This is a genomic window from Citrobacter sp. A316 (assembly GCF_002042945.1).
GTDB classification, from domain to species: Bacteria; Pseudomonadota; Gammaproteobacteria; order Enterobacterales; family Enterobacteriaceae; genus Citrobacter; species Citrobacter portucalensis.
Window position 1 is genome coordinate 1 of sequence record NZ_MVFZ01000033.1, and the last position, 22,865, is coordinate 22,865.

Annotated in this window: 24 protein-coding genes; 11 read left to right on the forward strand and 13 right to left on the reverse strand. The window is 50.9% G+C overall.

The features are described 5' to 3' along the window. The 9 genes from BZK41_RS27175 to BZK41_RS25830 all read right to left on the reverse strand — a co-directional run. A partial coding sequence (locus BZK41_RS27175) for a hypothetical protein (RefSeq protein ID WP_139762672.1) occupies positions 1-796 on the reverse strand: 796 nt, incomplete at its 3' end. Positions 797-829: 33 nt separating this feature from the next. Beyond that, positions 830-1,225, reverse strand: coding sequence for an adenylyltransferase/cytidyltransferase family protein (locus BZK41_RS25795; protein ID WP_079940069.1), 396 nt, complete (start codon positions 1,223-1,225; stop codon positions 830-832). Then, positions 1,222-1,665, reverse strand: coding sequence for a flagellar export protein FliJ (gene fliJ / locus BZK41_RS25800; RefSeq protein ID WP_079940070.1), 444 nt, complete (start codon positions 1,663-1,665; stop codon positions 1,222-1,224). Before fliJ ends, BZK41_RS25795 begins: the two co-directional genes overlap by 4 nt. Before the next feature lie 2 nt (positions 1,666-1,667). Next, complete coding sequence (gene fliI / locus BZK41_RS25805) at positions 1,668-3,008, reverse strand: flagellar protein export ATPase FliI (protein WP_079940071.1); 1,341 nt, start codon at positions 3,006-3,008, stop codon at positions 1,668-1,670. Then, positions 3,001-3,711, reverse strand: a complete 711-nt coding sequence (gene fliH / locus BZK41_RS25810; protein WP_079940072.1) for a flagellar assembly protein FliH — start codon at positions 3,709-3,711, stop codon at positions 3,001-3,003. The genes fliI and fliH overlap by 8 nt, the downstream gene beginning before the upstream one ends. A gap of 3 nt (positions 3,712-3,714) precedes the next feature. Further along, positions 3,715-4,731, reverse strand: coding sequence for a flagellar motor switch protein FliG (locus BZK41_RS25815; RefSeq protein ID WP_079940073.1), 1,017 nt, complete (start codon positions 4,729-4,731; stop codon positions 3,715-3,717). Next, positions 4,709-6,388 (reverse strand): flagellar basal-body MS-ring/collar protein FliF, encoded by a 1,680-nt coding sequence (gene fliF / locus BZK41_RS25820; protein WP_079940074.1) that lies wholly within the window; start codon positions 6,386-6,388, stop codon positions 4,709-4,711. Before fliF ends, BZK41_RS25815 begins: the two co-directional genes overlap by 23 nt. A 4-nt stretch (positions 6,389-6,392) precedes the next feature. After that, on the reverse strand, positions 6,393-6,746 hold the full coding sequence (locus tag BZK41_RS25825) for a flagellar hook-basal body complex protein FliE (protein WP_079940075.1): 354 nt from the start codon (positions 6,744-6,746) through the stop codon (positions 6,393-6,395). Between the two features lie 47 nt (positions 6,747-6,793). Continuing rightward, positions 6,794-7,780 carry a sigma-54 dependent transcriptional regulator gene (locus BZK41_RS25830; RefSeq protein ID WP_079940076.1) on the reverse strand — a complete coding sequence of 329 codons (987 nt, stop codon included), beginning with the start codon at positions 7,778-7,780 and terminating at the stop codon, positions 6,794-6,796. 604 nt (positions 7,781-8,384) lie between these two features. Between BZK41_RS25830 and BZK41_RS25835 the strand changes: the two genes are divergently transcribed. The 7 genes from BZK41_RS25835 to BZK41_RS25865 are packed head-to-tail and all read left to right on the forward strand — an operon-like array spanning position 8,385 to position 14,642. Continuing rightward, a complete protein-coding gene (locus tag BZK41_RS25835; protein ID WP_079940077.1) occupies positions 8,385-9,248 on the forward strand; it encodes a FliM/FliN family flagellar motor switch protein in 864 nt (287 codons plus the stop codon). Continuing rightward, the gene (locus tag BZK41_RS25840) at positions 9,241-9,612 is read left to right on the forward strand and encodes a FliM/FliN family flagellar motor switch protein (protein WP_079940078.1); all 372 of its coding nucleotides are present in this window, start codon (positions 9,241-9,243) and stop codon (positions 9,610-9,612) included. Before BZK41_RS25835 ends, BZK41_RS25840 begins: the two co-directional genes overlap by 8 nt. Beyond that, positions 9,609-10,367, forward strand: a complete 759-nt coding sequence (gene fliP, locus BZK41_RS25845) for a flagellar type III secretion system pore protein FliP (RefSeq protein WP_079940079.1) — start codon at positions 9,609-9,611, stop codon at positions 10,365-10,367. The genes BZK41_RS25840 and fliP overlap by 4 nt, the downstream gene beginning before the upstream one ends. A 12-nt stretch (positions 10,368-10,379) precedes the next feature. Further along, complete coding sequence (locus tag BZK41_RS25850; protein WP_003838859.1) at positions 10,380-10,652, forward strand: flagellar biosynthetic protein FliQ; 273 nt, start codon at positions 10,380-10,382, stop codon at positions 10,650-10,652. A 1-nt stretch (position 10,653) separates the two neighbouring features. Continuing rightward, positions 10,654-11,436, forward strand: coding sequence for a flagellar biosynthetic protein FliR (gene fliR / locus BZK41_RS25855; protein ID WP_079940080.1), 783 nt, complete (start codon positions 10,654-10,656; stop codon positions 11,434-11,436). Continuing rightward, positions 11,426-12,565 (forward strand): flagellar biosynthesis protein FlhB, encoded by a 1,140-nt coding sequence (gene flhB, locus BZK41_RS25860; protein ID WP_079940081.1) that lies wholly within the window; start codon positions 11,426-11,428, stop codon positions 12,563-12,565. The genes fliR and flhB overlap by 11 nt, the downstream gene beginning before the upstream one ends. Continuing rightward, complete coding sequence (locus tag BZK41_RS25865; protein WP_079940082.1) at positions 12,549-14,642, forward strand: flagellar biosynthesis protein FlhA; 2,094 nt, start codon at positions 12,549-12,551, stop codon at positions 14,640-14,642. Before flhB ends, BZK41_RS25865 begins: the two co-directional genes overlap by 17 nt. 38 nt (positions 14,643-14,680) lie before the next feature. On the opposite strand, the gene BZK41_RS25870 is transcribed toward BZK41_RS25865, so the two are convergent. Continuing rightward, positions 14,681-15,442, reverse strand: coding sequence for a C40 family peptidase (locus tag BZK41_RS25870; RefSeq protein ID WP_079940083.1), 762 nt, complete (start codon positions 15,440-15,442; stop codon positions 14,681-14,683). Positions 15,443-15,790: 348 nt separating this feature from the next. Here BZK41_RS25870 and dpaA point away from each other — a divergent pair, with 348 nt between their 5' ends. Beyond that, on the forward strand, positions 15,791-16,531 hold the full coding sequence (dpaA, locus tag BZK41_RS25875; protein ID WP_071696382.1) for a peptidoglycan meso-diaminopimelic acid protein amidase: 741 nt from the start codon (positions 15,791-15,793) through the stop codon (positions 16,529-16,531). Here the strand turns inward: dpaA and BZK41_RS25880 are convergent. After that, a complete protein-coding gene (locus BZK41_RS25880; protein ID WP_003031388.1) occupies positions 16,502-17,269 on the reverse strand; it encodes a class II glutamine amidotransferase in 768 nt (255 codons plus the stop codon). The genes dpaA and BZK41_RS25880 overlap by 30 nt on opposite strands. Before the next feature lie 129 nt (positions 17,270-17,398). After that, positions 17,399-17,977, reverse strand: a complete 579-nt coding sequence (gene lpcA / locus BZK41_RS25885; RefSeq protein ID WP_016151815.1) for a D-sedoheptulose 7-phosphate isomerase — start codon at positions 17,975-17,977, stop codon at positions 17,399-17,401. 239 nt (positions 17,978-18,216) lie between these two features. On the opposite strand from lpcA, the gene fadE reads away from it, so the two are divergent. The 3 genes from fadE to BZK41_RS25900 all read left to right on the forward strand — a co-directional run bounded on the left by fadE (position 18,217) and on the right by BZK41_RS25900 (position 22,129). After that, entirely contained in the window at positions 18,217-20,661 is a 2,445-nt protein-coding gene (gene fadE, locus BZK41_RS25890; RefSeq protein ID WP_079940084.1) for an acyl-CoA dehydrogenase FadE, read from the forward strand. Positions 20,662-20,771: 110 nt separating this feature from the next. Continuing rightward, positions 20,772-21,539 (forward strand): amidohydrolase, encoded by a 768-nt coding sequence (locus BZK41_RS25895; protein ID WP_032942424.1) that lies wholly within the window; start codon positions 20,772-20,774, stop codon positions 21,537-21,539. A gap of 179 nt (positions 21,540-21,718) precedes the next feature. After that, positions 21,719-22,129, forward strand: coding sequence for a Spy/CpxP family protein refolding chaperone (locus tag BZK41_RS25900; protein ID WP_005133610.1), 411 nt, complete (start codon positions 21,719-21,721; stop codon positions 22,127-22,129). Between the two features lie 15 nt (positions 22,130-22,144). Here BZK41_RS25900 and BZK41_RS25905 read toward each other — a convergent pair whose 3' ends face one another. Further along, positions 22,145-22,864 (reverse strand): EAL domain-containing protein, encoded by a 720-nt coding sequence (locus BZK41_RS25905; protein WP_079940085.1) that lies wholly within the window; start codon positions 22,862-22,864, stop codon positions 22,145-22,147. Position 22,865: the final 1 nt, after the last annotated feature.

The following is a 22,865-nucleotide window of genomic DNA, read 5'->3' on the forward strand; positions in this document are numbered from 1 at the left end:
CGCAGCCATTATCATATTCACGCTGGAAATTCCCTGTACCAGTAAATACAACGGCATCGGGTGCCAGCATTTCTTTCCTTAAATCAATAAACTGATTATAATCAATATTTAGCAAACATAAACATGCCGCCATCTTTTTTGGACTTATTATTCCAAAATCAAATACCTGACAATAAGGTGAAATATCTTCCATAAACGGTGATATAACCCCATTATAGCATGCGAATTTATCACCCAATATATGATATGTTGTTTCTACGATATGATGCCAGCAATAATACCGTAATGACGGCCAACGCACAGAATATTCTGGCAAAAAAGGATCCTCAACCTCAAATACATGAGACAAAAGATCTTCTTTATTTTTAGCACTCTCCAGCAGATATTCTTTTTCACTGAGTTGGTTTAACCGGGTTCTTTCATTAACCCCGGCAGCACCATCATCATATAAGTGAAGTCTTATTTTATTGCAAGAATATTTTTTAACAAGGGCAGAAAGTAACCGCCAAGATTCAACATGAGAAAAATAAATATTAGCATGGACTTCAACATCTTCAGGATTATATTTATCAATAACATTAGATATTCTTGCTATATACTCTTTAGATAAATGTGAAATCTGAGAAAAATATAATGTATTAACAGCATTAATCTTCTTAAGTGCATCAGAAGCTAACGGAGTGCGATACCAACTAACAATTTTAATTGTATTGAAATCGCTGGCACAAGCAACGAAGTCAAACATTTGCAACGCTGTAAATGTTGATGATGAGTTTATATACAATTTTAACTTCATTTATCTGCCTCAAAATCAAGAATGAATATTTTTTCACTCATGCAGCTTAATCACTTCAATGATCGATGTAGTAGAGATAGAGGGTGTGCGTGGAAAATAGATCACTTCACACAGGTACGACAAACTATCAAAGCGCCCAGCCCAGTCATCGCCCATCACCAGCGTATCGGCGTTAAACTGGCGAATATAGTCCGCTTTTTTCTCCAGCGACTCTTCCAGAAACACGCTGTCCACGCATTTCAGCCCAGCGACAATCCCCATGCGATCGCTTTGGCTATAAACCGGCATCCGGCCTTTTTTCTGCATATTTAGCGCATCTGAAGAGATACCGACAATTAGCCTCTCCCCCAACATCCCGGCGCGTTGCAGAATACGCAGATGCCCGATATGAAAAACATCAAACGTGCCGAAAGTAATGATCGTTTTCATACCAGCCCCAGCGCCTTCTGTCTAAGCCAGCATTGTGCAGCAATCTCATCAACGGCTTTTTGCTCTTTTACCAGCGCCTCATTGCTCAATTCGTAGCGCTTATCATCCAGCGTCATGGCGACGATTTTCTCTTCGCAGGCCGCGGCAACCAGGTTTTTTTGAATACGCTGCTCTTTGATTTTAGCCAGCGTTTTCTCTTGCTCTTGCCAGGCAATCACCGTGCGTAGCGTACCTTTGTATCCGCTCACGTTTTTGAGCGATTCAACGGAAGGCACCTCAACGCCGGTGCCGGTTTTTTGGATCAGATAGCCCAGCGCTTTGATGTTATTGTCAAAACCAGTGCAAACCTGCTGCTGTTTTGCCAACTGTACCGTCATGTCCTTAACTGATTTATCCCGCAGGCGCTGCAGTTGCGCCAGGGTATCAATAATTTGCCGCATGATTATTTACCTTCCGTTTTCTTTGCCTGGGGGAAAAGGGCTTGTAAGCGACTTTGCACCAGCTCAAGTGAGGCGGGTTCACTAACCTCCTGACGCAGAAAACGCTCAATGGCGGGGAATACTTTGACGGCTTTATCTACGCTAGGATCGGCTCCGGCAACATAGCCCCCCAACGGGATCAGCGGCTTAATTTCCATATAGGCGGCATAGTTTTGTTTCAGCAGACGGGCCGATTGTTGGTGTTCGTGGGGTGTCACCTGGTTCATGCATCGGCTGATCGACTGCCCAATATCTATCGCCGGATAGTGGCCTGCTTCGGCAAGTTTGCGCGTCAGCACAATATGTCCGTCCAATACCGCACGCGCGCAGTCGACGATCGGATCCTGCTGATCGTCCCCTTCCGCCAGTACCGTGTAAATGGCGGTCATTGACCCTTCGCTTTCGCTGTTACCTGCGCTTTCCACAAGCTTTGGGATCATACCGAACGCCGACGGCGGATAGCCTTTCGTCGCCGGAGGTTCCCCCAGTGACAGCGCAATCTCACGCTGTGCCATGGCATAACGGGTCAAGGAATCCACCAGCAGTAAAACGTGATGTCCGCGATCGCGAAACCAGGCCGCGATCGAGTGGCAAAGCTCGGTGGCTTTCAAACGCATTAACGGCGACTCATCCGCTGGTGCTGCCACGATAATAGATTTTGCCAACCCTTCCGCGCCCAGCGAGTGATCGATAAACTCCTTCACTTCGCGGCCACGCTCGCCAATTAACCCCACCACTACGATATCGGCCTTGGTCTGGCGGGTGATCATCCCTAGCAGCACGCTTTTTCCCACGCCGCTGCCCGCCATTAGTCCCACTCGCTGGCCTTTGCCGATAGTGAGCAGACCGTTGATTGCTTTCACGCCGACATCCAGCGGTTGATTCACCGAGCGGCGTGTGAGGGGGTTGATGGAAGGTGCCTGAGGCGGCAGCACGTCATTGCCCGTCAGACGCCCTTTGGCATCCAGCGGTTCGCCCAGACCATTGACCACCCGCCCCAGCCAGCTTTCGCCAATCAGGATCTCCTGGGCTTTTTCTTCGGGGAAAACGCGCGCGCCCGCCATCAGCCCGACGGGATGCTTGAAGGGCATCAGGTAGGTGATATCGCGGTTAAACCCTACCGCCTGCGCGTCGATCAACGTATGGTTGGCGCTTTCGACGCGGCACAACTGACCGGTCACCAGCGGGCAGCCCACGCTCTCCAGCAAAATGCCGTTCACGCGCACCAGTCGCCCGGCAACCCGGGCTAAAGGGATCGACTCAATGGAGCGTAGCGCGTTGTCAAAGCAGGAATGGTCACTCACCCGTCGGCTCCGGCAGAAGCGACTCTTTGAGCGCCGACATGCATTGGTCGAGTCGATGCTCGCAGCCAATATCCAGCTCGGATTTATCGGTAATTACCCGACACTCGCCCGCCTGCAGATCGGGGGATGGGGTCAGCCCCCATTCAGTAACCTTCTCCGGGGCTGCGTCTTTAATACGGTTAAACTCTTCATTACTCAGCAGAACCTGGAGCGAATCAGGCATCGCCGGAAAGGCCGAAATCGCCTCTTCAACCAGCGATAGCAACTGCGTCGGCTGCAGCGCCAGCTCGCAACGAATCACCTGACGCGTGACCTTTTCAACCAATTGCAGCAGGTCTTCCCGCTGTTTACGCTGAATGTGCGCCAGGTAGTCGTTCACTTTGCCTGTGATGGCTTCCAGCGGCTGTGCTGACAACTCAAACTGCTTACGTCCTTCCTGCTGTCCGGCCAGGCTGCCTTCCGTGTACCCCTGACGACGGCCTTCATCATGCCCCTTCTGATGGCCTTCCTGAAAGCCCTGTTCCTGGCCTTCCGTCATCCCCTGTTCAAAGCCTTTTTGCAGACCTTCCTGGAAACCGTCCATCAGTTGACGCTGATAATCCGCAGCCGTGATCCCAGGCGTCAGCTGTTCAGCCTGCAAATGGCGTTGGCGAGGAGGAAAGCGATGCAGTCGGTAGCGACCACGAATGGTTTCAATCGCCATGTTTTACTCCGCCGTCTGTTCAGCAAACAGCTGTAACTGAATTTCACCCGCTTCCTCAAGCTCGCGGGCAATCCCCATGATTTCACGGCGGATCTGTTCAATACGGCTCACTGGAACTGGACCCAGGCGCGACGTTATCGCTTCCAGCTGTTGTACCTGACGCTTAGGCATCACGGCATAAATCGAACGACGCAGCAGCGCTTCGGTACCTTTCAGCGCGACCGCCCAGTCTTCCATCGGCACTTCGTCTAGCAGACGGCGGCGCACTTCATCACTTTGGCGGCTCAGGATAAAGAAGTCGTACATTTCGTCCTGCAACTGTTCAAGAACATCTTCATCGCGTTCACGTAGCTGATCGAGGATCACCTGTTGATTACCCTGGAAGCGGTTCACGATATCCGCAGCCTGCTTGATCCCCTTCACTTTCGAACCGTGTTCAGACAACACCGACAGCCCACGTTCGATCAACCGATCCAGCTCATCCACAACGTCGCGGTTTACATCGTTGAGCTTTGCAACCCGATAGAGGATCTCGTTTTGTACTGACTCACTCATGTAAGACAGCACCATGGCCGAGATCTCCGGCGTCAGGAAGGCAAGAAAGACGGCCTGCAATTGCAAATGCTCTTCTGAGATCAGTATCGCCAGCTGGCGCGGTTCCACCCACTGCAAACGCGCCATCCGCGAGCGGATCTCATCACCGTAAATACCGTTGATCACGCTGCTGGCGATTTCTGTTCCCAGCGCTTTATTGAGGATCCCTTGCAGCATAGAACGCGAGGCGCCGTTGATGCCGCTCTGCTCGCGGAACTCGTCAAAAAAGTTATTGATTACTTTTTTCGCCATGCTGGTTTTCACGCCAGACAGACGCGCCATGTTTTCACTCAGACGAACCACCTCTTCACGGCTGAGCTTTTGCATCACCGTGGCTGCCGCCTCCTCGCCCAGACACAGTAATAAAATTGCGGCCTGCTCCAGGTAGCTATTGTTACTGCCGTTATTTATTGTCAATTCGCTCATTGCTGGTAATCCATTGTCTGAGAACTTCAGCTACGCGATCGGTGTCGCTCATCGCCAGTTTTTGCAGGAACTCCAGCTTCACTTCCAGACCGGAGCTCTGCGAAGGCAGGCTGTCGTCGCCAGGGAAAGAAGGCAGTTCGATATTTTTGCGTTCATCCTCAGCGGCCGCAAAATGGGGCTTGTCCGCAGGAATCGCAATTGGTACAGCGTCCAGCGCCAGTTCAGGCGTTGAGGTCCGGCGACGTTCAGCGGTCAAACGTTTCATTACCGGTCGTACGACAAACAGCAGCAACAGCAGAGCCAGCAGGCCGCAACCAATCAGACGCACCCAGGCGAGAATGTTGTCATCTTTCCACAGAGGGACCACCGGCTCGACGGGGATCGACTGCGGCACAAAATTAAGCAGTGATAAGGACAGATTATCGCCACGTCTGGCATCAATCCCGGCGGCGTTATTTAACAGCGCCGTCAGCTGCGTGGTTTGCTCCGGTTTCCAGTTTTTTAATGCAGGCGCGTTCTGGTTGAGTACCACTGCCACATTTAAACGTTTAATGTCGAATCCCGGGTGCTGGATATGCTCAACGCTACGATCCCAGGAGTAGTCGCGCTTATTTTCGCTATGCTTTGATAGTGCGGCTGGCTGGCGAGACTCTTCTGGCGTCGCCGCAGCGGCACCATTCCCTACCTGGTTTGCCGCCAGCGGAGGACGGTTGCTCAGCGAGCCGGGGATCCCCATGGCGATTTGGTTGGTATCGCTATCGAGTACCGTTTCTTCGCGATTCACCTTCGGTGTGTCGCCGTAATGTTCCTGGGTTTCGTCGATATTGCTCAGATCGAGATCCGGCATCACGCTCACCCGGTAGTTGCCAGTGCCTACCAGCGAGTCGAGGACATTTGCGAGACTGGCGCGGGTCTTATCCTGAATATCCTTAAGGATCTGGTCACGCTTACGCGTCGCCGCAGAAACGGCTTCACCTGCGCCAATGCCGTCGGACAGTAAATTCCCCGCCTGGTCGACAACGCTAACCTGCGACGCATTCAAATTAGGCACGCTACCGGACACCAGATGCACAATGGCATTTACCTGGTCCATATCCAGCTTGCTGCCGTAATGCAAACGCACCACCACCGAGGCACTGTTTTGCGGCTCGTCGCTGACGACAAAGGAACTCTCTTCATTCAGTGCCAGATGCACGCGGGCGCTTTCTACAGCGTCCAGCGTCATGATGCTCTGCGCCAGTTCACCTTCCAGACTCCGCTTGTAGCGAATGTTCTGTACAAACTGGCTGGCTCCCAGCACTTCGTCTTTATCCATCAGCTCATAGCCGTTTGGCAGCATGGCCTGCACACCTTTCGCTGCCAGCGTCATCCGCGTTTTCGACAGCGCGTCTTCCGGAACCAGAATTTGCCCGCTTTGCGGGTCGATACGGTATTCCAGCTTTTCGCCGTCCAGCACGGTGACTATCTGTGAAACAGGGAGATTTTCCTGGCTACCGTACAGCGAAACATAGCCATGGTTACCGTTCCACAGCACGCTAACAATTATGGCGGTAGCCGCAAGCGCCGCAGCCGCCAGTAACACCAGACGTTTGTTTCCATCCAGCCTGAAAGAGAACGAGGGTAAAAAACGAGTGAGTTTTTTTATTAATTCATTCATAGCGTTAGACTGACATGCTCATCAGGTCATTGAATCCGGAAGCGACTTTATTTCTGACCTGTACCAGCGCAGAAAACGATAACGATGCCTGCTGACTGGCAATCATGGCCCCCGCAAGGTCATCGCTTTTTCCCATCTCAATGGCCGTTTGTTTTTGCTCTGCGACCTGCTGGAATTGGTCCACATGGTTCAGCGCCCCCTGCATAACGCGGTCGAACGAAACCGGAGATGATGCCAACTGGGCGTTAATCTGCATCGGTGAAAGGACGGGGGCTTGTGCGACCGCTTTCATCTGCTGCATGTCTTGCATCATCTGCGTCTGCATCGTACTGGCTGGGGCTATCGTATTTATGCTCATGACCTACTCTTAAAATTAAAAAAGCGTTCTCGGTACCACAGACTGATTCAGGAAAAGATTTCAATTCCCTGCTTTCGCATTGACGCCAGACGATAACGAAGTGCGCGAGGAGTAATGCCTAATAAATCAGCAATTTTAGTTTTATTGCCCTGATATTTACGCATCAGGTCAGCAATGTATTGATATTGCGCGCTCCGCCCATGCTGGCCCAGATTGTCGCCGGTTGTTATTGGCATACTGGGTTTTGGCTGCCATTGCGGCTCGCTCCAGGAATCGGACTCAATGGATGGCAGACCTAAGGTATCGGGATAAATAACGCCATCGCGATTAAGGATCATCCCTCGCTGAATAGCGTTCTCAAGCTGACGCACGTTACCCGGCCATTCGTAGCTGAGTAACGCCCGACGTGACGACTCGGAAAGCTTGATATTTTTAACTAACACCGTGGAGTATTTTTTGATAAAGGACTCGGCCAGCGGAATAATGTCTTCCATACGTTCACGCAGCGGCGGCATCGTCAACGGAATAACGGACATACGATAATAGAGATCTTCTCTGAAGCGCCCTGCGGCAACCTCTTCTTCAAGATTTTTATTGGTGCAGGCAATTAAACGGAAGTTCAGTTTGATTAAACGGTTACTGCCTAAACGCTCAACCTGTTGTTCCTGCAATACACGCAATATTTTAGCCTGCAGCGCCAGAGGCATATCACCGATCTCATCCAGCAACAATGTACCGTTATTGGCCAATTCCATCTTACCCGGTATGGTGGCCACAGCCCCGGTAAACGCACCTTTATCATAACCAAACAGCGTGGCTTCAAGCATATTTTCAGGAATAGCGGCACAGTTCACCCCGATATAAGGTGCCGATGCCTCCTGCGCAAACGCAATCGAGTGGATAAATTTGGCGATACACTCTTTACCAGTACCGGTTTCGCCATGGATAAGCACTGGAACATTAAAAGCAGCAATACGCCTTGCCATTGAAAAAACATTGATACTGGAGGCTGCTTCAGCAATAAGTTCAAACATGATTATTTTACACTTAGAAGTAAAGTTAACATCCGTTACGAGAAATATACAAATCATTCCAAAGCACAATCATCGAATAATAGATATCGCCCGTGCCATGTCTTAATCCCATCCTTGCTCATGTTTTACCACCCTTACAAAGGGCAGTCCTATCGGAGATTATTTTCAAATAGGGTTTTTCCTAAAAAAATACTAACACTGGTACCATTAACAATCTAAAATTAAAAGATAATAAAAATATTATTTTATAAAAAACAATATGTTAGCGATGAATCAGTACAATAATTAGCCAATACAGCTATGTGGGATATACCTTAAGAAGGCAGGATGATTAGCGGGAAGCATCACGTATATGTAATTAATTATTTTTTAATTATAACCTAGCGCCATTAATAACTTGCAGATGAGAGGGGTAAAATATCTAATATCCAGCCCTACTCCATAGACGTGAGTAGGTACTGCATTTCGTATCTAATGGACTTCAACACGATGAGAATAGCGTCAAGGATGAACAATAAATTAAACGAATTTGTATTTTTTTTGATAACCGCGGGATTTGATATCAATTCAACCGCCCCAGAAATTACAGCTGAGAAAGCGTACCATGCTGAAATATAGTCAAACACCCGGAATCTTTAAACTTGAAGGAAACCGGCTTGGACGTCCATATCATCGTCTGCCGACTATGTTTACAGGGAGTTTTGATACAATTGAATCACATCTTGGAAACTATTTCCTGAAAAAACACCGCACAAATATAACACTCAAGAAAATACACTGTGAGATGGATGTTATCAATAAAAGTGCGGAATTATTAGTTTCTCAGGTTGGGCATCTGGCCTTTGATATCGATCGCGCATTATTGTTAATGTTATTAGGTAACTTTTATGGTCTGGCCTCTTCTCTCGCAGACGAGAAATCGCAGGATGGTTTACCGACCAAAACAGAAATCCGGCTGAGAAGCAGACTGGCGCTGGATATTTGCAATATCATTTTTAATAAAAATATATCCGGTATTCCACTGACGCTTAAACCCGACAGTAGCACCGTACAAACCCACTGGGCTTATCAACTTACGTTTATTTTAGGTGATGAGGAGAATTGCAGTTTCCGCATCTTACTGGATGACTCCCATACCGATTACATTCTGAATTTAATCCGTCGTAGTGAGCACGGTGAGAAGAAAAAGCAGATTGATAAAGTCAGCGCTGAGACGCGTAAAAAAACGCTGATCAAAGAAATCATTCATACGCTGCCGCTAACTATGAACGTCAAGATTGCGGAAATCCCTCTCAATGTTGCCGACCTGACAACAATCAAGCCCGGGGATATTTTGCCTATCGCAATGCCTGATACTTTCCCTGTTTATATCGGGAAATCCGAACTATTTAATGCCCTTATCGTAGAGGACAAAGACAAACTATTTTTGTCCGAATTAACGAGCAAGACGGAGAAATCCTATGAGTAAGCCAGAAGATATTTTAGAGCAAGGTTTCGAGTTAGCGCCCGAAACGACCACACCGCCCGCGCCGTCCGTAGCAGAATCGCTGGTATCACGTTTAGAAGATCGCTTTTCCGAGTCGATGTCGTTACTCAAACGAATTCCAGTCACACTCACACTGGAAGTGTCCTCCGTGGAAGTGATGCTGGCCGATCTGCTGAACATTGATGACGACACCGTCATTGAGATGGACAAGCTCGCCGGTGAACCGCTGGATATTAAGGTCAACAATATCCTGTTAGGTAAGGCTGAAGTGGTGGTGGTCAATGAAAAGTATGGCCTGCGCGTCCTTGAATTCAACACACATGAAATCAACGACCTGGCACCATGAAACGCGCACCAACACTCACGCTCATCCTGGGTATCTCATTACTCATCCTTTCTCCCTTTGCCTGTGCGCAAGGGGGAGATATCCCGTTGCTGAATGTGATTTCGCACGGCAATAGCCAGGAATACAGCGTAAAAATTCAGGTTCTGCTCCTGATGACCCTGGTGGGTATTCTGCCTACTCTGGTGCTGATGATGACCTGTTTTACCCGATTTATTATTGTTCTTTCCCTGCTGCGTCAGGCGTTGGGGCTGCAGCAAACGCCGCCCAACCGCATACTGATTGGCATTGCGCTGTCGTTAACCATGCTGGTGATGCGTCCGATCTGGATCAACATTTACGACCACGCGGTTGTGCCTTTCGAAAACGATCAAATCACGCTCCCTGACGCCCTGAGCACCGCCGCCTCACCATTGAAGCGCTTTATGCTGGCGCAGACCAACAAAAAAGCGATTGCGCAGATAATGACGATCGCCAACGCGAAAGGTAATGCAGCCGATCAGGATCTCTCCATTATCGTACCGGCGTATGTACTGAGCGAACTTAAAACTGCCTTCCAGATAGGCTTCATGATTTACATCCCATTCCTGGTAATCGACCTGATCGTCGCCAGCGTGCTGATGGCGATGGGGATGATGATGCTGTCGCCGCTGATCGTTTCTCTGCCCTTTAAGCTGATGCTGTTTGTACTTATTGATGGCTGGGCGCTGACCGTCGGTACGCTGACCTCCAGTATTCGCGGTCTGGGATTAGGCTAACGGAGTTCGGATATGTTAACCATTGATGTAGCCGCCGATATCGTCGCCAGCGGCATAAAAGTCGTGATCATTTTAGTCTGCGTGTTGGTCGTTCCCAGCTTGCTGGTGGGTATGCTGGTCAGCATTTTTCAGGCTGTGACGCAGATTAACGAACAAACGCTCAGCTTTTTGCCCAGGCTTATCGTCACCCTCGCAGTATTGGGAATTTGCGGAAAATGGATGATCGTCCAACTGAGCGATCTCTGCGTGCATCTGTTCACTCAGGCCGCCATTCTGGTGCACTGACATGCGCGAAACAGACATTACACAGTTAAGTAACCTGATTCTGGGCATGTGGTTTCCGTTCGTGCGCATTATGGCGTTTATTCACTACGCGCCGGTGCTGGATAACGCGGCGCTCACGGTGCGGATACGCATTATTTTGTCCCTGGCGCTGGCCTTTATCATTACGCCACTTATCCCCCATCCCGTACCTGACAGCCTACTGTCGATCAACAGCATTATTTTGACCGCAGAGCAGTTTCTGTGGGGCATGCTTTTTGGCCTGATGCTGCAGTTTTTATTTTTAGCGCTGCAGCTGGCGGGCCAGATCCTCTCATTTAATATGGGGATGAGCATGGCGGTGATGAACGATCCCAGCAGCGGCGCGTCAACGACGGTACTGGCGGAGATAATCAACATCTACGCAGTGATACTGTTTTTTGCGATGGATGGACATTTGCTGCTGGTGAGCATTTTATTCAAAGGCTTTACCTACTGGCCGATTGGCAATGCGCTACATCCGCAATCTCTGCGCACCATTTCCCTTGCGCTGGGCTGGGTATTTGCCGCAGCCACGCTGCTGGCGCTGCCAACAACCTTTATCATGCTGATTGTCCAGGGCTGCTTTGGCCTACTTAACCGTATTGCGCCTCCGCTCAACCTGTACTCTTTAGGTTTTCCGATCAACATGCTGGCAGGTCTTATCTGCTTTGCGACGCTGCTTTACAACCTGCCCGACCACTATCTGCACCTGGCAAACTTCGTCTTGCAGCAGCTTGACGCGCTCAAGGGACACTATGGCGGATAGCAGCAGCGAAGAAAAAACAGAAAAACCCTCGGCGCAAAAACTTCGCAAAGCCAGGCAAGAGGGACAAATTCCGCGCTCAAAAGATATGGGGCTTGCCGCCAGTCTGTTTGCCGCGTTTATGGTGATTTCCAGCAGCTTCCCCTGGTATGAAGATTTTGTCCGCGAAAGCTTTACCAGCGTGCATCAATATGCGCAGAACATTAATGACCCGGACATCATCGGTCAGTTCCTTGAACACCATCTGCTGATTCTAGCCAAGTTCATCCTGACGCTGTTACCCATGCCGGTCGCCGCGCTGTTTGCCTCGCTGATTCCCGGAGGCTGGTTATTCCTGCCGAAGAAAATTTTGCCGGACTTTAGCAAATTAAGTCCGCTCAAAGGGATTGGCCGCTTATTTTCTACCGACCACCTGGTGGACACCGGCAAGATGACGATCAAAGCGATTGTCCTGCTGGTGATGCTGTGGATTAGCGTACGCAATAACGTTGCTGCTTTTCTGGGATTGCAGGAGCTGTATTTCAAACAAGCCGTCAGCGATGGTCTGGCGCTGTACAGCGGTATTATGCGCAACTTTATCATCCTGTTTATTTTCTTTGCGTTGGTCGATGTCCCTCTGGCGAAAAAAATGTTTATAAAAGGCCTTAAAATGACCAAGCAGGAGATCAAAGAAGAGTATAAAAATCAGGAAGGTAAGCCAGAAGTTAAGGCCAGGATCCGTCGTCTGCAACGGCAAATGGCAATGGGGCAAATTCGCAAAGTTGTGCCAAAAGCCGATGTGGTGATCACCAACCCAACCCATTATGCCGTGGCGCTGCAGTACGACCAGTCACGCGCCGCCGCGCCTTTTGTTGTCGCTAAAGGTACCGATGAAATCGCGCTGTATATCCGTCAGGTTGCGGCGGAAAGCAACATTGAGATAGTTGAATTTCCTAAGCTGGCGCGCTCCGTTTATTACACCACCCAGGTCAATCAACAGATCCCATTTCAACTTTATCGGGCGATTGCACACGTCCTGACCTATGTACTGCAAATGAAGCACTGGCGTGACGGTTCGCAAGCTCGCCCTTCGCTGAACAGACATATTTCCATTCCCAAAGAGGTTCTTAAGCTGGATGCCGAAAACAACTAAACAACTCCTCGCGCTGCTGCGTAACGGTAACATCGGTATTCCGCTGGTAATACTGTGTATCCTGGCGATGGTTATCCTGCCATTACCACCAGCCCTGCTGGATATTCTGTTCACCTTTAACATCGTGCTGGCGGTGATGGTGCTGTTGGTGGCCGTTTCCGCAAAACGTCCGCTCGAATTCAGCCTGTTCCCAACCATTTTGCTGATCACCACCTTAATGCGCTTGACGCTGAACGTGGCGTCAACACGCGTGGTATTGCTGCACGGTCATATGGGCGCAGGTGCTGCCGGTAAGGTGATTGAATCCTTCGGTCAAGTAGTGATCGGCGGTAACTTTGTCGTCGGTTTTGTGGTGTTCATCATCCTGATGATCATCAACTTTATCGTGGTTACCAAGGGTGCCGAGCGTATCTCCGAAGTTTCGGCCCGCTTTACGCTCGACGCCATGCCCGGGAAGCAGATGGCGATCGACGCCGATCTGAACGCGGGCCTGATTAATCAGGCCCAGGCGCAGGCGCGACGTAAAGACGTGGCGGGTGAAGCGGATTTCTATGGCGCAATGGACGGTGCGTCGAAGTTCGTGCGCGGTGATGCCATCGCCGGGATGATGATCCTGGCCATCAACCTGATCGGCGGCGTGTGTATCGGTATTTTCAAATACGATTTAAGCGCCGAAGCCGCATTCCAGCAATACGTACTGATGACCATCGGTGACGGTCTGGTCGCCCAGATCCCGTCTCTGCTGCTGTCGACGGCAGCGGCAATTATCGTTACTCGCGTGAGCGACAGCGGCGATATCGCCACAGACGTACGTAGCCAGCTGCTAGCCAGCCCTTCCGTGCTCTACACCGCCACCAGTATTATGTTTGTGCTGGCAGTGGTGCCGGGAATGCCGCATTTCCCATTCCTGGTGTTCAGCGCCCTGCTAGGGTTCACTGCCTGGCGTATGAGCAAGCGCCCGAAGGTAGCAGAAACTGAAGAGAAAAATCTTGAAACGCTGACCAAAACCATCGTTGAAACCACCGAGCAACAGGTTAGTTGGGAAACGATCCCCTTAATTGAGCCAATCAGCCTGAGTCTGGGGTACAAGCTAGTGTCGCTGGTGGACAAATCCAAAGGGAATCCGCTAACCCAACGTATTCGCGGTGTGCGGCAGGTTATTTCAGACACAAACGGCGTGTTGCTGCCGGAAATTCGCATTCGCGAAAACTTCCGTCTAAAACCGACCCAGTACGCCATTTTTATCAATGGGATCAAGGCTGATGAGGCCGATATTCCCTCAGATAAGCTGATGGCGCTGCCTTCCAGTGAAACCTACGGCGAGATCGATGGTGTCTTAGGCCACGATCCGGCCTACGGCATGCCGGTCACGTGGATTGTCCCGGCGCAAAAAGCCAAAGCGCTAAATATGGGATATCAGGTGATTGATAGCGCCAGCGTCATCGCGACGCATGTGAATAAAATCATTCGCAACTATATTCCCGACCTGTTTAACTACGACGATATTACCCAACTGCATAACCGCCTCTCTTCGATGGCCCCTCGTCTGGCGGAAGATCTGAGCGCGGCGCTGAATTACAGCCAGCTCCTGAAGGTTTACCGGGCGTTGCTGATCGAAGGCGTGCCGTTGCGCGATATCGTCACGATAGCTACCGTTCTGGTCGCCAGCAGCGCCGTCACCAAAGATCATATTCTGTTAACGGCAGATGTGCGTCTGGCCCTCCGTCGCAGCATTACCCATCCGTTTGTACGCAAAGATGAGTTGGCGGTGTACACCCTTAACAATGAGCTGGAGAATCTGCTGGCAAATGTGGTGAATCAGGCTCAGCAAAGCGGCAAAGTGGTGCTCGATAGCGTACCGGTCGATCCGAATATGCTCAATCAGTTCCAGACCAATATGCCGCAGATTAAAGAACAGATGAAAGCCGCGGGTAAAGAACCGATACTGCTGGTCGCACCACAGCTACGTCCTCTGCTCGCGCGCTATGCGCGCCTGTTCGCACCGGGTTTGCAGGTGTTGTCTTATAACGAAGTTCCGGATGAGCTGGAATTAAAGATCATGGGGGCGTTGAGTTAACCCTTGACGAGGCGGTGTCATTCGCACCGCCTTTTTGATTACAGAATGGTATTCTCCGTAAGAATACGACGGGCGCCAAGATAATGATCCTGCCAGAAATCATCGGATAAATGACTCACCCGAATTGTTTCTCCCGTACGCGGCGATTCAATAAATTGTCCCTGCCCCAAATAGACGCCCATATGATCGGCAATATCCCGACTGTGAATATGAAAGAACAATAAATCACCACGACGGAGGTCGCGATTGGCGACGATTGTCGCCCGCCGATAGTGATACATTTCATTCGCCGTACGCGGCAATTTTGCCGCCAGGATTTTGTTGTAGGCATAAAAAATCAGCCCGCTGCAGTCAAAGCCTTGATCCGGGCTGGTCCCACCCCACAAATAAGGTTTACCTAGCTGCTGCTCAAGGCGGTGGATTGCCACTTCAGTCATGTTATGCAGATGATCGCTACTAAGAAAATGGTCATTCTCAGCCAACTCCTGCCAGCGATGATCGCTCGCTTTCAGCGGTCCCGGGAACCACTCCGGGTGCTGTTTAATCAGCGTCCTGTTCTGCTGGCGCAGCGCGCTTTTACTTTGCGCATTTCCTTCCACCACATAACTTGCCTGCTTTTTTACCTGTGCATGGTACTGCTTCAACAGTCGGGCGCGGTTACGCATGCGCATTTGCGCCGCATAGCTTAAATGGGCGTCAGATAAGAGAGGCTGAACTTTGGCGACAGACGCTGAGGACAACACAACACACAAAGACAGCAGACCCGGCAAAAAGCGTCGGGGTGCAGAGACAAAAGACATGAAAACAAAAATACCCAATCAAACACGTTCGCCGCAGTCTACCGCTATTGCCGGGTATTCCATTTTAATATTCGATTATTAAATTATTAATTTTTTAAATTCAATACATTAGGAATTCTGTATTCATAAGACTAAATGAAGTGCGCTCAAGCGCAAAATACGCCAGTGTCTGACTGCCTTTACGCACAATTTTCCGTATAAAGAAAATCTAAAGTGTAAACGCCGCACGAGAGACTTGCGAAAAACTCTCTGGGTGATAATGTGAGCGCTCCAGATCCAGATTTATCCGATTTGGGGACTCTTTTGCCGTCCTGGCGTGTGTGATCGTTTTATCAAGGAATAAGCAGTATGCGTAAAATCGCATTTTTTCTTGCGATGCTTTTATTGCCGTGCGTTTCATTTGCCGGTTTGCTGAGTAGCAGCAGCCCGACTACGCCTGTCAGCAAAGAATATAAGCAGCAATTAATGGGCTCCCCCGTTTATATCCAGATCTTCAAAGAAGAGCGAACCCTGGATCTGTACGTCAAGATGGGCGAACAGTATCAATTGCTCGACAGTTATAAGATCTGTAATTATTCCGGTGGCTTAGGGCCGAAACAGCGTCAGGGTGATTTCAAAAGTCCGGAAGGGTTTTACAGCGTTCAGCGTGGACAGCTGAAACCAGATAGCCGCTTCTATAAAGCGATTAACATTGGTTTCCCTAATGCCTACGACCGCGCACACGGTTATGAAGGTAAATACCTGATGATCCACGGCGCCTGCGTTTCCGTCGGCTGCTACGCAATGACCGACAACGGCATTGATGAGATTTTCCAGTTTGTGACCGGTGCTCTGGTGTTTGGGCAGTCCAGCGTACAGGTTAGCATTTACCCGTTCCGCATGACCGATGCCAACATGCAGCGCCATAAGTTCTCGTATTACAAAGATTTCTGGACCCAGTTAAAGCCGGGATACGATTACTTTGAACAAACGCGTAAGCCACCGACCGTTTCCGTCGTCGATGGTCGTTACGTCGTCAGCAAGCCGTTGAGTCACGAAGTGGTTCAGCCGCAACTGGCATCAAACTACACGCTCCCCGAGACAAAATAATGCCCACTCGCCTGGCATAATCTTTTGCCAGGTTTCATTGCCGGTTAACGGTTGAGTGGCAATCACGGTGACCACATCATTGGGTGTGGTCTCTGAGCTAAAATCGATTTCCACATCCTGATCCAGCAATGTCGCCACGCCAAACGGCGCACGACGCGTGATCCAAAACAGGTTGGTCGAACAGAAGGCCATCACATAGCGCCCGTCAGACAACAGCATGTTGAAGACGCCCTTCTCCCGCAGTTCCCCTGCCAGCATCGCGATATATTTAAACACTGCCGTCATATTGCCAGGCGTGCGCGGATAACGCTCCGTCAGCTTGTGGAGCAGCCAGCAGAACGCTTTTTCGCTGTCGGTTTCTCCGACCGGGCGGAAATTTCCGGTTTCCAGCGATTTATAGCCACTGAGCTGTCCATTATGAGCATAGGTCCAGTTGCGTCCCCACAGTTCGCGGGTAAAGGGATGGGTATTTTCCAACGCCACTTCGCCACGGTTCGCCTGACGAATATGGGCAATCACGGAACAGGATTTAATGGGGTAGTCTTGTACCAGTTTGGCGATAGGCGAATTAAAGCTGGGTTGCGGATCTTTAAACGTACGGCAGCCCTTACCTTCATAAAACGTAATACCCCAGCCGTCTTTGTGCGGCCCGGTCCCTCCGCCGCGCTGAACCAGCCCGGTGAAGCTAAAGCAGATATCGGTTGGCACATTGGCGCTCATCCCGAGCAGTTCGCACATACATCACCTACCTTAACACGGTGCTCTGCCTGATAGCGCTGCGCTTATCAGGCCTACGTGGAGTTCATGTAGGCCGGATAAGACGTCTTCACGTCGCCATCCGGCAAAAACACAGAATAAATTACCCGCTTACTTAACCATCTCTTTTTCGATCAGCTGGATCAGGATATGGATCACTTTGATATGAATTTCCTGAATACGGTCAGCGTAGCCAAAGTGCGGCACGCGAATTTCAATATCCGCGCTGCCCGCCATTTTGCCGCCATCTTTACCGGTCAGGGTGATCACTTTCATCCCTTTCTCACGCGCTGCGGCAATCGCTTTAATTACGTTACCGGAATTACCCGAAGTCGAGATGCCTAACAGAACATCACCTTCACGACCCACGGCTTCTACGTAGCGAGAGAACACATAATCGTAACCGAAATCGTTGCTGACGCAGGAGATATGGCTGACGTCAGAGATAGCGATCGCCGGATAACCAGGACGGTTCTCGCGATAGCGTCCGGTCAACTCTTCGGCAAAGTGCATCGCGTCGCAATGGGAACCGCCGTTACCGCAAGAAAGCACCTTACCGCCCGCTTTAAAGCTGTCTGCCAACAGAACCGCCGCGCGCTGAATGGCGTGAATATTGGCGTCATCTTTAAGAAAATTAGCCAGCGTTTCCGCCGCTTCGCTCAGTTCGTTACGAATAAGATCCTGGTACATGAGGATATCCTTCAGCATGAATGTAAATGACAAGACGCAGTGTACCGGATAGCGCTACCAGCGAGAAGTACAAGCCACAGGAATGGCTACGGCTTTTGATTTTTTGTGCCGGTTAAAACAGCAACAATGTGAGCTTTGTTGTAATTATTTTGTAAACACATTGCTAAAAGAATTTACATCCACTACAACCATATCATCACAAGTGGTCAGACCTCCTACAAGCAAGGGAGCTTTTCGTTATGATGATTTTGAGTATTATCGCTACGGTTGTTCTGCTCAGCGTTCTGTTTTATCACCGCGTGAGCTTATTCCTCAGCAGCTTAATTTTGCTCGCCTGGACAGCTGCGCTTGGCGTGGCTGGCCTGTGGTCAGTCTGGCTGCTGGTTCCTCTGGCCATTATCCTCGTGCCGTTTAACTTTACGCCGATGCGCAAATCCATGATCTCTGCACCGGTGTTCCGCGGTTTCCGTAAGGTCATGCCGCCGATGTCGCGTACTGAGAAAGAAGCGATTGATGCGGGTACAACCTGGTGGGAAGGTGACCTGTTCCAGGGCAAGCCTGACTGGAAAAAACTGCATAACTATCCTCAACCGCATCTGACCGCTGAAGAACAAGCGTTTATTGACGGTCCAGTGGAAGAAGCGTGCCGCATGGCGAACGACTTCCAGATCACTCACGAACTCGCAGATCTGCCGCCGGAACTGTGGGCATATCTGAAAGAACACCGCTTCTTCGCGATGATCATTAAGAAAGAGTACGGCGGGCTGGAATTCTCAGCATATGCTCAGGCTCGTGTTCTGCAGAAACTCTCCGGCGTTTCCGGGATCCTGGCGATCACCGTTGGCGTACCTAACTCATTAGGTCCAGGCGAACTGCTGCAACATTACGGCACCGAAGAGCAGAAAAATCATTACCTGCCGCGCCTGGCTCGCGGTCAGGAGATCCCATGCTTTGCTCTGACCAGCCCAGAAGCAGGCTCCGACGCAGGCGCCATCCCTGATACCGGCGTGGTTTGTATGGGCGACTGGCAGGGTCAGCAGGTGCTGGGTATGCGCCTGACCTGGAACAAACGTTATATCACGCTGGCCCCTATCGCTACCGTACTGGGTCTGGCGTTTAAACTCTCCGACCCGGAAAAACTGCTGGGTGGTGAAGAAGATCTCGGCATTACCTGTGCACTGATCCCAACCTCAACGCCGGGTGTACAAATTGGGCGTCGTCACTTCCCGCTGAACGTGCCGTTCCAGAACGGTCCGACGCTGGGCAAAGATGTGTTTGTACCGATTGATTACATCATCGGTGGTCCGAAAATGGCCGGTCAGGGCTGGCGCATGCTGGTGGAATGCTTGTCTGTAGGACGCGGTATTACCCTGCCGTCTAACTCGACGGGCGGCGTGAAATCGGTCGCGATGGCCACCGGCGCGTATGCGCACATTCGTCGCCAGTTCAAAATTTCCATCGGCAAGATGGAAGGTATTGAAGAGCCGTTGGCACGTATTGCCGGTAACGCCTACGTGATGGACGCTGCGGCATCACTGATTACCTACGGCATTATGCTGGGTGAAAAACCGGCGGTGCTGTCGGCTATCGTGAAATATCACTGTACCCACCGCGGGCAGCAGTCAATCATTGATGCGATGGATATCACTGGTGGTAAAGGCATTATGCTTGGCGAAAGCAACTTCCTCGCCCGCGCTTATCAAGGTGCGCCAATCGCCATTACCGTTGAAGGTGCCAACATTCTGACCCGTAGCATGATGATCTTCGGTCAGGGTGCGATTCGCTGCCATCCGTACGTTCTGGAAGAGATGGCTGCGGCACAGAGTAACGATGTGAATGCGTTCGACAAGCTGCTGTTCAAACACATCGGTCACGTTGGCAGTAACAAAGTACGCAGCTTCTGGCTTGGTCTGACACGTGGCTTAACCAGCAGCACGCCAACCGGCGATGCGACCAAACGTTACTACCAGCACCTGAACCGTTTGAGCGCCAACCTGGCATTGCTTTCAGATGTGTCCATGGCCGTACTGGGTGGCAGTCTGAAGCGTCGTGAACGTATCTCCGCGCGTCTGGGCGATGTGTTAAGTCAGCTGTATCTGGCCTCCGCGGTACTGAAACGTTATGACGATGAAGGCCGTAATGAAGCGGACCTGCCGTTGGTTCACTGGGGCGTTCAGGATGCGTTGTACAAAGCGGAACAGGCGATGGACGATCTGCTGAAAAACTTCCCGAACCGTCTGGTCGCGGGCTTGCTGAACGTGGTTATCTTCCCGACCGGTCGCCACTACGACGCTCCGTCTGACAAGCTGGACCATAAAGTCGCGAAGATTTTGCAGGTTCCGAGCGCGACTCGTTCTCGTATTGGTCGCGGTCAATATCTGACGCCAAGCGAGCATAACCCGGTTGGTTTGCTGGAAGAGGCGCTGCAGGACGTGATTGCAGCCGACCCTATCCACCAGCGGATCTGTAAAGAGTTGGGTAAAAACCTGCCATTTACCCGTCTCGACGAACTGGCGCACAATGCGCTGGCGAAAGGGCTGATTGATAAAGATGAAGCCGCAATTCTGGTGAAAGCCGAAGCGAGCCGCCTGCGCAGTATCAACGTGGATGACTTTGAACCCGAGGAGCTGGCGACTCAGCCGGTAAAGCTGCCAGAGAAAGTGCGTAAAGTCGAAGCCGCATAACGATATACGCACAACGTTTAGCCCCGCTTAATGCGGGGCTTTTTATTGCCACATTTTCGTTAAAGCTCATGCTACAGTGTCAAAATGTTGTTCAACGAGGAGCCTCGATCGTGCCTGGTTTGAAAATTACTCTGCTGCAACAACCCTTGATCTGGATGGATGGCCCGGCCAACCTGCGCCATTTTGACCGACAACTGGAAACCGTCGCCGGACGTGATGTCATCGTGTTGCCCGAGATGTTTACCAGCGGATTTGCCATGGAAGCGGCAAATAAATCGTTACCGCAGGAAGAGGTCGTCAGTTGGATGCGCGTCAAGGCGCAACAGACCAACGCCCTGATCGCGGGCAGCGCTGCTATCCAGTCTGAACGCGGCCCGGTAAACCGCTTTTTTTTGGTTGAGCCCGAAGGTAATGTGCATTTCTACGACAAGCGCCATCTGTTCCGCATGGCGGATGAGCATCAGCATTATCAGGCAGGTGACGCGCGCGTTATTGTTGAATGGCGCGGCTGGCGTATTCTGCCGTTGGTCTGTTATGACCTGCGTTTCCCGGTATGGTCGCGCAATCGCAACGATTACGACCTGGCGTTGTATGTTGCCAATTGGCCTGCGCCGCGTTCGCTGCACTGGCAGCTTCTGCTTGCCGCACGGGCAATTGAAAACCAGGCTTATGTAGCAGGATGTAACCGCGTGGGCACTGACGGTAACGGGCATCATTATCGCGGTGACAGCCGGGTGATTAATCCGCAGGGTGAGATTATTGCCACCGCCGAGCCGCATCAGGCCACACGCATTGACGCTGAGCTGTCACTCTCCGCGCTGCGCGAGTATCGCGAGAAGTTTCCCGCCTGGCAGGACGCTGACCCGTTCACGCTATAACTATCGCCTTCCCTCCCGCTGCACAACGTTTTTCGTGGCGGGATTGTTTCACTCCGTAACCAACCGCAAAACAAATTCGCGTGGCGACATGCTGCGGGCATCGTATTCTGCAAAGGATAATCACTCGTAACCAGCGAGTGGCAGACAATGTCGATAATTTCCTTATCAGGATTTCAATAATGAAGAACTTCGTACGCATGACTTTGCTGGCAGTTACCGTGGCTGGCGCTTCTTTTAGTACGCTTGCAGCAACGACATCTAATGTTCCGGCTCCAGCCCAGGATCCGATAGTACAACATCTTAAGTTGAGCACTGACCAGGTTGCGCAGATTAAAAAACTGCACCAACAGCTTGAAACTAACGTCGGCCAGATTTCAGTGAAAGATGTAAAAGACGGCGCGTTGATTGATGTCATCAAGTCAGGGAAATGGGATGAAGCTGCCGTCAAAAAACAGCTTTCCGCGTTCAGCAACATCGAACAGCAGGCGCGTTATTATCGCGTGAAATACTATTTTGACCTGAACAAAGTGCTGACCCCTGAACAGCGCCAGCAGGTGCAAAAAGATATCGCACAGACGCTGAGCGAGTAATGGCCAGAGCCTGAATCAGCAATGATTCAGGCTTTTCGGTAAAATTTCCTGCTCAAACAGAAAGCCCTGTACAGCATCTGCGCCGCTCATACGGCAAATGGCATAATCCTGTGGCGTTTCTACCCCCTCAATGACCACCCGTTCACCCAACCCACGAAATTGATTGACCAGAACCCTCAACTGCCACTCCGATGTTCTGAACTGATGAAACATTCCGCTTTCAATTTTGATGGCATCGAAACGGATGCCCGACAGCCGCCAGACAAAAAATAGCTCAGGCGAAACATCATCCAGCCACACGCGAAACCCGTGACGCACCAGCGTTTTTACGGCAATGCATACGGCCTGCTGCTCTGCCTTCTCCAGGCGCATCATGGAGCCCGGATCCTGAATCTCAATAACAATCCGCCCCTGATGCACCTGCTTTGTGAGACGCGTGATCCACGACAGACTGGTCAGCATCCTGACGGATAAATTCAGCGAGTAGCTTCCAGAGAGCGCCAGCACCCGCTGCATTTGCCATAGAAAAAGCTGCTGTTTTGCCGCGATGGAAAGGTGCTTGAAAAAAAGATCCAGTGGGAGCGGAGTGCGTACCTGACTTAACACTTCACAGACATCCAGCGATGCGTCATCAAAAAAATGAATGCGCTGCAAACGGATCCCGGTGATCCGCAGCAGTTCGGCGTTGCGGGGAAGTTCTGGCACATAACGGGCCTGTTCGCTGAATCTGTTCATA